Source organism: Alcanivorax sp. HI0044 (assembly GCF_001634945.1).
In genome coordinates, this window is record NZ_LWEZ01000587.1 from 1 (window position 1) to 882 (window position 882).

Here is an 882-nt window from a genome sequence, read left to right on the forward strand (position 1 = left end):
AGGAGCGCATCGTCGAGCAGTACGGTGAAATTCGTTACACCATTGGCACGGGATGTTCCGGTGGTTCCATCACCCAGCAGCATGTGGCCAATGCGTATCCGGGCATTTATCAAGGCATGATCGTGCAGTGCTCCTACCCGGATGTGTGGACCACGGCCACCCAGTTCGCCGATTACAACTTACTTAGCCAGTATTTCGGCAATCAGCTGCCTTCCGACCCGCAAGGCTTTCAGGATGTGGTCACCCGGTTGTTGAGTTCCGGGGTGATTCCCGCTGCGCAATGGTCCGCGTTCTATGGCCATCTGCCGTTGAATCCGCTGGTCTCGGATCTGGCCTTTTTCCCGGCAGCCTACCCTGACCAGCAAAGCTGCCCGGGCCTGGAAGACGGGGTGACCGTCTATGACGCCCAGGACGCTCCGGATGGGTTGCGTTGTGGCTTGCTGGATTACATGAAGTCCCAGTTCGGGCTGCGTTCGCCAGAAGTGTGGTCTGCGAACGAACACCTGCTGTCACGAGGATTCGGGGGCATTCCGCTGGATAACGTGGGCGTTCAATATGGTCTGCGGGCGTTGCAGAGTGGTGTGATTACCGGTGACCAGTTCCTGAAAGTGAATCGGGAAATTGGCGGCTTCAATGTGGATATCGACTACCAGCCGGAGCGCACCGTGGCCGATAGCCAGGCGCTGTACAATGCTTACCGCACCGGTGCCATTAATACTGCCGAGCACCTGGCCAATGTGCCGATTATTGATCTGCGCGGCCCGGACCCGGGGATTGCCCACGATGCCTATCACTCCTGGCAGATGCGCGCCCGCCTGGAAAAGACCCAGGGGCACGCGGATAACCAGGTGATCTGGTACGGCCCGGCGCCATTGTTTGGTG

1 protein-coding gene is annotated in these 882 nt (G+C 58.8%); it reads left to right on the plus strand.

What is annotated here, in order from left to right:
- Positions 1 to 882 (plus strand): DUF6351 family protein (locus tag A3730_RS31235; protein ID WP_231883881.1); only part of this gene is annotated, 882 nt, incomplete at both ends.